The sequence below is a fragment of the Paenarthrobacter sp. Z7-10 genome, from assembly GCF_026932795.1.
Taxonomy (GTDB): domain Bacteria; phylum Actinomycetota; class Actinomycetes; order Actinomycetales; family Micrococcaceae; genus Arthrobacter_M.
In genome coordinates, this window is record NZ_JADPVH010000051.1 from 19278 (window position 1) to 28893 (window position 9616).

Below are 9616 nucleotides of genomic sequence, written 5' to 3' on the forward strand. Positions count from 1 at the left end.
GGGGCTATGCTAACCCCGATACTGACACTCTCCGCACGGCGTTCCGCACCGAGCCCTGGAGGTCGTTCCTGCGGCGGGCAGCTGGCCGGTTTGGTGATGGCGGAGGCAGACGGAAAACTAGGAGCCATGCGCCTTTACCCCACCGTCTTCCGCATCTGCTTTTCCTGGATGGATGCCGAACGAGCCCATACCATAGGTTTTTCACTGATCAAGGCGGCCCATCGGGCAGGCGCCGGCGCTGCGCTGAGACGGCTGACACGGCCCGCACCGTCCCTGCGCACCGAGGCCATGGGGCTCAGCTTTCCGTCGCCCTTTGGACTGGCGGCCGGTTTCGACAAGGAAGGCCACGGCATCGAAGCACTCACGGATCTCGGCTTCGGCCACATTGAGGTAGGGACCATTACCGGCGCCGCACAGCCGGGAAACCCGCGCCCGCGGCTGTTCCGGCTGGTGCAGGACCGTGCCGTCATCAACCGAATGGGATTCAACAACGACGGTGCCGCCGCCGTCGCGCCTCGGGTGCAGCAGGCACGGCTTAACCTCCAGCGCAGTTACCGCACGATCCGGCCGGTAATAGGGGTCAACATCGGCAAAACCAAGGCGGTTGAGCTTTCCGATGCCGTGGCAGATTACCTTGCCAGCACCCGGGAGCTGGCCGCGGTGGCAGATTATTTGGTGGTCAATGTCAGTTCACCGAATACACCCGGACTCCGGCTGCTGCAGAACGTACAGACGCTGCGGCCATTGCTGACCTCTGTCCGCCGGACGGCCAACGAGGCAGCCGGCAGACGGGTTCCGCTGCTGGTCAAGATAGCCCCGGACCTCTCCGACGAGGACATCGCAGACGTGGCAGCCTTGGCCCTTGAGCTGCAACTGGACGGCATTATCTGCACCAACACCACGATCGGCCGCGAGGCCCTGACCAGCAATCCCGGAATTGTGGCAGCAGCCGGGGACGGCGGGCTATCGGGGGCTCCGCTGAAGTCCCGGTCGATTCAGGTGCTCAAGGCGCTCAAGGCAGCCGTGGGAGACAACCTGACACTGATATCGGTGGGTGGGGTTGAGACCGGTCAGGACGTCCTCGACCGGCTGGATGCCGGGGCCACGCTGGTCCAGGGATACACCGCATTCCTCTATGAGGGACCATTTTGGGCGGCAGGAATCAACCGGACGCTGGCGGCCCGGAAGGGCTGAAAAGCCGACCTGTCGGCCGGCGCCCAACCGGGCGCCGGCAGACGGGGTTGGAGCGCTACGCTACCCGGGTTTCCGGGCTGACGGTCAGCGCGGGGTTCTTTTCCACACTTTCCCCGAGCGCCGCATCAATGGCACTCATCGCCTCGGCGGGAATCTTCACTCCGGAGGCCTTGACGTTTTCAGCCACCTGTTCGGGACGCGAAGCCCCCACCAGAGCGGTGGAGACATTCTCGTTCTGCAGCACCCAGGCGATGGCCAGCTGGGACATCTTCAGTCCCAGCTCGTCCGCGATCGGCTTGAGCTTCTGCACAGCGGTGAGAACGCCATCGTCCATGAAACGGGAGATGGTGCTCTTTCCGCCCTTCTCGTCCGTGGCGCGCGAACCTTCCGGCGCGGGTTGTCCGGGCAAGTACTTTCCGGACAAGACGCCCTGTGCCATGGGAGACCACACCACCTGGGAGATGCCCAGTTCCTTGGAGGCGGGCACAACCTCCGCCTCGATTACCCGGTACAGGGCGGAGTACTGCGGCTGGTTGGAGATAATGGAGAAGCCCGCCTGCCGGGCCAGCGCCTGACCGTCGCGCAGCTGCTGGGCGGACCATTCGGAAACGCCAATATAGAGCGCTTTTCCGGAACGGACCACATCGGCGAACGCCTGAATGGTTTCTTCCAGCGGCGTCTCATGGTCGTAGCGGTGCGCCTGGTACAGATCGACGTAGTCCATCTGGAGCCGGCGAAGCGAGCCGTTGATGCCCTCCATGATGTGCTTGCGGGACAGGCCGGTGTCATTGGGGCCCTTCGGTCCCACCGGCCAGTACACCTTGGTGAAGACCTCCAAAGACTCACGCCGCTGGGTCTTCAGCGCCGAGCCCAGCACTTCCTCCGCCGCGCCGTTGGCATAGGCGTCGGCGGTGTCGAAGGTGCTGATGCCCGCATCAAGAGCGGCCTTCACGCACGAGGTGGCGACGTCGTTCTCCACCTGGGAGCCGTGAGTGAGCCAGTTGCCGTAGGTGATTTCGGTTATTTTCAGGCCCGATGTGCCTAGGTATCGATAGTCCATGTCTTAAGCCTACTGATGTTCACCGGCGGACATTTACCGCGGCGGCTACTTCGGCGCGCCTCCGCGCTTGACCAGCGGCTTGGGCAGCCGGAGCCTGCGGAACTGCAGCGAACGCATCGTGCCGTACCAAATCACACCGGAATCCACAGAACCGAACTTCTCCCGTAGACCGCGCTTGAGCTTGCGGCCCAGCAGGAAGCTGTCCAAACCCACGGCGATCACCAGCACCCAGAAAATTCCGAAGATGATGATCTGTGTTTCACTCGTCACGGTCACCAGCAGCGAGAGGATCACGATGGCGAGGGCGGCGAACATGACGTATTCACCAAGGCTGAACCGGGAGTCGACAAAGTCGCGGGCAAAGCGTTTCTGCGGACCCTTGTCGCGTACCGGAAGATAGCGCTCCTCACCGGTATCCAAGGCGCGCCGCATCCGCGCCTGCTCTTCGCGGTGCGCGTCCCGGTCAGCGGATTTCGCGGCCTTGCGGTCATCCGGAACAAGCGGACGACGACGGGCGGCCTCCTGCGCGCGGCGCGAAGGCGTGGGCGCGCCCTTCCGCGCTCTTGGGTCGACGGGCCGGGAGGCGGCCTGGGCCGCCAGCTCGTCGGCAGCGGTGGGGGAGGCGGCAGTTTCTTTCTTACGTCCAAACACCCCACCAGAGTACCTTGTTGGTGGCACCTTCCCCGACCTTGGCCGGCCGCTGCGGCCCCGCTGCCGCACGCAAGGCTCCCCTCGTCGGCCCCGTCGCACAATGGTCACAGGGACTGCAGCGCCGTCCCACAACCGTCACAGCGGCTGCAGCGCCCCATGGTCGCGCGAGTTGGCGGCCCGCAGGGCCAAAGGTAGGGTTTCGACTATGACAATCGAGCCCAAAACGTCTGCGTCCCCGAAAATGTCTGCGTCCAAGGACGGAGCTGCCGGTTCCGGCACTGCTGTCCATCCTTCAAGCGACAGGCCCGGCGTCGACGTGGACGCGCTGCGGCGCAGTGTGGCAGGGAACTTTCGTGCCACCGTGGACGCGCTGGTTGACCTGGTGGCCATTCCCGGCATCGCCTGGGATGCCTTCGACGTGGCGGAGCTGGAACGCAGTGCCGCGGCGGTGGCAGCCCTGATCCGCGCTGCCGGGCTGGAGGACGTGCAGATTCTGCGCGTTAACAAGGAGGACGGCACCCCTGGTGGACCGGCCGTCGTCGCCCGTAAACCCGCCGCAGCAGGCAAGCCGACAGTTCTGCTCTATGCCCACCACGATGTGCAGCCGCCGGGAAACGCGGCGCTGTGGCAGACGGAACCGTTCGGCGCCGTCGAACGCGATGGCCGGCTCTACGGCCGGGGCGCTGCCGATGACAAGGCCGGAATTATGGCCCACGTGGGCGCGCTGCGGGCCATCACGGACATCGTGGGGGCGGATTTCGGCCTCGGCGTAACGCTGTTCATTGAAGGGGAGGAGGAAGCCGGTTCGCCGACCTTTGCCCGCTTCCTCGCCACGCACCGTGAATTATTGCGGGCGGACGTTATTGTGGTGGCGGATTCCAGTAACTGGAAGGTGGGCGTTCCAGCATTGACGACGAGCCTGCGCGGCCTGGTGGATGGCACCATTGAGGTGGCAGTGTTGGACCACGCGGTGCACTCGGGAATGTTCGGCGGCCCGGTCCTGGACGCACCGACGCTGCTGGCGCGCCTTATTGCCACGCTGCACGACGACGACGGCGCTGTCGCCATTGAGGGCCTGGTAAGCCGGGACGCCGCGGCCATCGACTATCCGGAGGCGGACTATCGGACCGACACCTCCATGCTGGCGGGAGTGCGGCTGGCCGGATCCGGGTCGCTGGCCTCGCGGCTGTGGACGAAGCCGGCTCTGTCCATCATCGGCATGGACGTTCCCACCGTCGCCCTGAGCTCGAACACCCTGCTGCCGGTGGCCCGGGCGAAGTTCAGCCTGCGGCTGTCTCCCGGCCAGGATCCGCAATCGGCGATGGACGCCGTCGAACGTCATCTCCAGCGGTACGCCGGCACCGTGGCCTTTGGCGCGAAGGTGACGTTCACCCCGGGGGAACAGGGTCAGGCGTTCGCCACCGACACCTCCGCCCCGGCGGCCCGCTCAGCACTGTGGGCACTCGGGACTGCGTGGGGGGTCCAACCGGTGGAGAGTGGGATGGGCGGCTCCATTCCGTTCGTTGCCGACCTCACGGAAACCTACCCGGAGGCACAGATTCTCATTACCGGCGTCGAAGACCCGGATTCGCGCGCGCACAGCGCCAATGAGTCCCTTCATTTAGGCGACTTCGAGAACACGATCCTTGCCGAGGCCCTGCTGCTGGCAACCTTGGACGCGCAGGGACTCTGACTCCGCTGCGGCGGGAACAGATCACAGCGGCAGCCGGTTGAAAAGGTTACGGCGAATACAGCGTCGGACGTAGCATATAGATGTACCCCACGTTAGGAACTCTCATGAGCACCAGCACTGAAGCGATCAGCACCGGAATTCCGGCCGAATCGACCACCGTCCAGGCCACAGGACCGGCGGCGCACGGCGTGAAGCTCTCCGAGGTGGCAGCGGGCAAAGTCCGCAGCCTGCTCGAGCAGGAGGGCCGCACCGACTTGCGCCTGCGCGTTGCCGTGCAGCCGGGCGGCTGTTCGGGCCTGATTTATCAGCTCTACTTTGACGAGCGGATGCTCGACGGCGACGCCGTGCGCAACTACGACGGTGTTGAGGTCGTCGTGGACAAGATGAGCGTGCCATACCTCGACGGTGCCAGCATCGATTTTGAGGACACCATCGCCAAACAGGGCTTCACCATCGATAACCCGAACGCCGGAGGCTCCTGTGCCTGTGGCGATTCATTCCACTGACCAGAACGGCACAGGTGTAGGGCGCCGGCATGAATGACTGCGGAATATTGCCGGCGTCCGGAGCGTTCTGTGCGCATTTCGGGTGCGCGGGCGGTAAGCTCTACACCGAGTAGTAAAACTAAATTCGCACCCGCGGCCGGAGCGCCGCTTGGCGCAACAGCAACAAGAGGAAGGGCCGTCTGTGAGTTCGCAGGACCGAACCGGCAGCCGGCGCGCAAGGATCATTCCGATTTCCGGAATGGCGATTGCCGCCGCGTTAGCTTTGTCTGGATGTACGCCGGAGATGAAGAACGGTTGGTTGCCGACAGAGCGCGGAACCACGAACCACACGGCCCGGGTCATCGACCTCTGGGTGAATTCGTGGATCACAGCCATGGTTATCGGTCTGATCACCTGGGGCCTGATTATTTGGTGCATCATTGCCTACCGGCGCCGCAAAAACGCCGTCGGCTTTCCGCGCCAGGTCAGTTACAACCTGCCACTGGAAATCTTCTATGTGGCCGTGCCACTGTTCATGGTCATGGTGTTCTTCTACTTCACCGACCGCGACCAGTCGGCCATCACTGCCCGCGATCCAAATCCGCAGGTAAAGATCGACGTGCGCGCCAAACAGTGGTCCTGGGACTTCAACTACGTCGCCGGCAACGACATTTCGTCCAGTGTTTACGAGGGTGGCGTCCAGGCACACCTCAACGGCACCACGATTGATAAGTCGAAGCTGCCCACGCTCTACCTGCCGGTGAACAAGACCGTGGAACTCGAGCTGAACTCCCGCGACGTGATCCACTCGTTCTGGGTTCCCGCCTTCCTGCAAAAGCTTGACGTCATCCCGGGCAAGACAAACTACATGACGCTCACGCCCACGGCCATCGGAACGTACGACGGTAAATGTGCGGAGTTGTGCGGGGAGTACCACTCGGAAATGCTCTTCAACGTCAAGGTGGTCTCGGAGCAGGACTTCCAGGCACACCTTGCTTCGCTGAAGCAGGCGGGCTTCACCGGAACCCTGGGTGAAAAGTATGACCGTAATCCTGACCTGACCGAGAAGAAGTAAGGGGAGCCGGACCAGTGTCGACTTACCAATATTCCGTGGAGGATGTCACCAGCCTGGCGCCACGCGTCGTGCCGGTGTCCAAGGGACGCATTGTCGTCAACTGGATCACCTCCACGGACCACAAAACCATCGGGTATATGTACCTGATTGCTTCCTTTATCTTCTTCTGCCTTGGTGGCGTCATGGCGCTGCTGATGCGCGCCGAGCTGTTTGAGCCCGGGATGCAGATCCTGGGCACCAAGGAGCAGTACAACCAGCTGTTCACCATGCATGGCACGGTCATGCTGCTCATGTTCGCCACCCCGCTGTTCGCCGGGTTCGCCAACGTCATCATGCCGCTGCAGATCGGCGCTCCCGATGTGGCCTTCCCGCGGTTGAACGCTCTGGCCTTCTGGTTCTTCCTGTTCGGCAGCACCATCGCCGTTTCCGGCTTCATCACACCGCAGGGCGCGGCCTCCTTCGGCTGGTTCGCGTACGCCCCGCTGTCCAACACCACGTTCACGCCCGGTGTGGGCGGGGATCTGTGGGTCTTCGGACTGGCGCTTTCCGGTTTCGGGACCATTCTGGGCTCGGTCAACTTCATCACCACGATCATCTGCATGCGTGCGCCCGGCATGACGATGTGGCGGATGCCGATCTTTACCTGGAACACGCTGATCACGGCCATTTTGGTAATGATGGCCTTCCCGCCGCTGGCCGCAGCCCTCTTCGCCCTCGGTGCGGACCGGCGTTTCGGTGCACACATCTTTGATCCGGCCAATGGTGGCGCGGTGCTCTGGCAGCACCTGTTCTGGTTCTTCGGCCACCCGGAGGTGTACATTATCGCGCTGCCGTTCTTCGGCATCGTCTCGGAAATTTTCCCCGTCTTCAGCCGGAAACCGGTCTTTGGCTACAAGGGCCTGGTGTACGCCACCATCTCCATCGCCGCGCTGTCCGTGACGGTGTGGGCGCACCACATGTACGTCACAGGTTCGGTGGCGCTGCCGTTCTTCTCGTTCATGACGATGCTGATCGCGGTGCCCACGGGCGTGAAGTTCTTCAACTGGATCGGCACCATGTGGGGCGGCTCGCTTACCTTCGAGACGCCCATGCTGTGGAGCATCGGCTTCCTGATCACCTTCCTGTTCGGCGGGCTGACCGGGATTATCCTGGCCTCCCCGCCGCTGGACTTCCACGTCTCCGACACGTACTTCGTCGTGGCGCACTTCCACTATGTGGTGTTCGGCACGGTGGTCTTCGCGATGTTCGCCGGCTTCTACTTCTGGTGGCCTAAGTGGACCGGGAAGATGCTCAACGAACGGCTGGGTAAGATCCATTTCTGGCTGCTGTTCCTCGGCTTCCACGGCACATTCCTGATCCAGCACTGGCTGGGCGTGCTCGGCATGCCCCGCCGGTACGCGGACTACCTTCCCGAAGACAACTTCACCTGGATGAACCAGTTCTCCACCATCTCCTCATTCGTCCTGGGAGCATCCCTGATCCCGTTCTTCTGGAACGTCTACATCACCTGGCGCAGCAATGTCCGGGTCGAAGTGGACGACCCCTGGGGTTTTGGCGCCTCGCTGGAATGGGCCACGTCCTGTCCGCCGCCGCGGCATAACTTCACCTCACTGCCCAGGATCCGGTCCGAACGGCCCGCGCTTGATCTGCATCATCCTGAGCTGTCAACATTCCAAACAAATTCCGCACCCGTCACAGCAGTGCTCGGTGCAGCCGACCGGGGGGAACGTCCCTAATGAAAGTCGAGACAAAACTCTTTGGCGGTTTGAGCATTTTTGCGATACTGTCGGCAATCTTTTATGGCATCATGACCGGTTTCACGGAATGGGTTGGCGGTTTGGGTTTGACCCTTGTTGCCGGTCTGTGCGGAATGATCGCGTTTTACCTGGGCTACACCGGCAAGCGGGTGGGGCTGCGTCCGGAGGACCGCACCAATGCCGAAATCCACGAGGGATCCGGCGAACAGGGCCACTTCAGCCCCTGGAGCTGGTGGCCCTTGGTCCTCGGCGTTGCCTGTGCCACGGCCTTCTTCGGGATGGCCGTTGGGTTCTGGATTGTTTACATCGCCGCGGGACTGGCAGTTATTGCACTGGTCGGCTGGGTGTTCGAGTACAGCCGCGGTGACCACGCGCACTAACTAAGGTCGTTTATCAGCGATACACCCAGAGGGACTCCACCTGCCGGCGGGGTCCCTCTTGGTGTGCCCGCAACTCCCGGCCTGCCACAGTGCGTTCAGCTGCCCCCGTCGGCTGCGGTGTTGGTTCCGGTCAAGTCGGAGGCCAGCAGGGCCGTGAGATGGTCCAGGGCCGCATCCACCGCATGTGGGTCTCGTCCCCGTTCGTCCACAGTGAGGATCACTTCGGCGCCGCAGTTGAAATCGGCCGTCATGACTTCCAGCAGCGAGCGGGCGTCAACGGCCGGACCTCCGGGTTTCGACAGGAGAACGGGCATCCCCGTCTGGGTGACTGCCCGGACGAAGAAGGCGGCGGGGCGGGCATGCAGTCCGACGGCGGCAGCTACCGTGGCTTTCCGGCTAAGCATTGACTCTCCTCAAGAATGGATGGTGCTGTAAAAACACTAGCTGGCCTCTAGGCTGGAAGGACGCATTTGAAAGGAAACGGCCATGGTGGCACAGTCTGCGGAGCAGATCCAGGGGCAGATCGACCGCAGTTCGGGTAGGGCCCTGTACGTGCAGCTGCGCGAACTTCTCCGCAGCTACATCACACATCAACTCCAGCCCGGGGCTGCCTTCCCGTCAGAACGGGAGCTGGCGCTCCGTTTCGGCCTGGCCCGGATGACCGTGCGGCAGGCAATTGACTCACTCGTCGCAGAGGAAGTTCTTGACCGCGTCGTGGGCCTGGGCACCTTCGTGACCCGTCCCAAACTGGACCTGCAGGTCAAACTGACCTCCTATACCGAGGAAATGCAGCGAAGGGGCATGGTCCCTGCCGCGACGGTTCTCAGTTTCGAGCAAATACCGGCCACGGCCCTCCTGGCGCGCGAGCTGCAGCTCGACGAGGGTCAGCCGATCGTGCGTTTTCGCCGGCTGCTGCTGGCCGACGGTGAGCCTATGAGCGTGGACGAGAACTTCATTCCCGCTCACCGGGTTCCCGGTATTCTCGATGAGCCTCCGCCCACCTCGTTGTACAACGTGCTCAGCGAACGGTTCGGCCTGGTGATGGAGTGGGGTGAGGACATGATCGAGGCCACCGCGGCGTCACCGTCAATAGCCCGGCTGCTCAAGGTGGACGTAGGGGAGCCGCTGCTGAAAATACAGCGGCATGCCTTCGTCTCCCGCGCCATGGTGGACTACTCGGTATCGTTTTACCGGGCAGACCGATACAAGCTCTGGGTGCCCCTGCAGCGCCCCGGAAAACGTACCTCGCGGTCTTATCCCTTCCGGCACCAAGGACATTAAGGCGATAGACAGGAGCGGCCCCCGGATCTCCCGGGGGCCG

Annotated in this window: 10 protein-coding genes; 7 read left to right on the top strand and 3 right to left on the bottom strand. The window is 63.1% G+C overall.

What is annotated here, in order from left to right:
- Positions 1 to 126 precede the first annotated feature (126 nt).
- Positions 127 to 1194 (top strand): quinone-dependent dihydroorotate dehydrogenase, encoded by a 1068-nt coding sequence (locus tag IV498_RS14405; protein WP_269047694.1) that lies wholly within the window; start codon positions 127 to 129, stop codon positions 1192 to 1194.
- A 55-nt stretch (positions 1195 to 1249) separates the two neighbouring features.
- Here the strand turns inward: IV498_RS14405 and IV498_RS14410 are convergent, their stop codons facing one another.
- Positions 1250 to 2254, bottom strand: a complete 1005-nt coding sequence (locus IV498_RS14410) for an aldo/keto reductase family protein (protein WP_269047697.1) — start codon at positions 2252 to 2254, stop codon at positions 1250 to 1252.
- Positions 2255 to 2299: 45 nt separating this feature from the next.
- On the bottom strand, positions 2300 to 2905 hold the full coding sequence (locus tag IV498_RS14415; protein ID WP_269047699.1) for a DUF3043 domain-containing protein: 606 nt from the start codon (positions 2903 to 2905) through the stop codon (positions 2300 to 2302).
- A gap of 205 nt (positions 2906 to 3110) precedes the next feature.
- Between IV498_RS14415 and IV498_RS14420 the strand changes: the two genes are divergently transcribed.
- The 5 genes from IV498_RS14420 (at position 3111) to IV498_RS14440 (ending at position 8295) form a co-directional block, all read left to right on the top strand.
- Positions 3111 to 4598 carry a dipeptidase gene (locus IV498_RS14420; protein ID WP_269047701.1) on the top strand — a complete coding sequence of 496 codons (1488 nt, stop codon included), beginning with the start codon at positions 3111 to 3113 and terminating at the stop codon, positions 4596 to 4598.
- 104 nt (positions 4599 to 4702) lie between these two features.
- Entirely contained in the window at positions 4703 to 5104 is a 402-nt protein-coding gene (locus IV498_RS14425) for a HesB/IscA family protein (protein ID WP_269047703.1), read from the top strand.
- A gap of 181 nt (positions 5105 to 5285) precedes the next feature.
- The gene (ctaC, locus tag IV498_RS14430) at positions 5286 to 6158 is read left to right on the top strand and encodes an aa3-type cytochrome oxidase subunit II (RefSeq protein WP_269047705.1); all 873 of its coding nucleotides are present in this window, start codon (positions 5286 to 5288) and stop codon (positions 6156 to 6158) included.
- A gap of 14 nt (positions 6159 to 6172) precedes the next feature.
- Positions 6173 to 7894, top strand: a complete 1722-nt coding sequence (ctaD, locus tag IV498_RS14435; RefSeq protein ID WP_269047707.1) for an aa3-type cytochrome oxidase subunit I — start codon at positions 6173 to 6175, stop codon at positions 7892 to 7894.
- The gene (locus IV498_RS14440) at positions 7894 to 8295 is read left to right on the top strand and encodes a cytochrome c oxidase subunit 4 (protein WP_269047709.1); all 402 of its coding nucleotides are present in this window, start codon (positions 7894 to 7896) and stop codon (positions 8293 to 8295) included. The genes ctaD and IV498_RS14440 overlap by 1 nt, the downstream gene beginning before the upstream one ends.
- A 95-nt stretch (positions 8296 to 8390) precedes the next feature.
- Here IV498_RS14440 and IV498_RS14445 read toward each other — a convergent pair whose 3' ends face one another.
- The gene (locus IV498_RS14445) at positions 8391 to 8699 is read right to left on the bottom strand and encodes an HPr family phosphocarrier protein (RefSeq protein ID WP_269047711.1); all 309 of its coding nucleotides are present in this window, start codon (positions 8697 to 8699) and stop codon (positions 8391 to 8393) included.
- Positions 8700 to 8781: 82 nt separating this feature from the next.
- Between IV498_RS14445 and IV498_RS14450 the strand changes: the two genes are divergently transcribed.
- Positions 8782 to 9576, top strand: coding sequence for a GntR family transcriptional regulator (locus IV498_RS14450; RefSeq protein WP_269047713.1), 795 nt, complete (start codon positions 8782 to 8784; stop codon positions 9574 to 9576).
- The last annotated feature ends 40 nt before the right edge of the window (positions 9577 to 9616 follow it).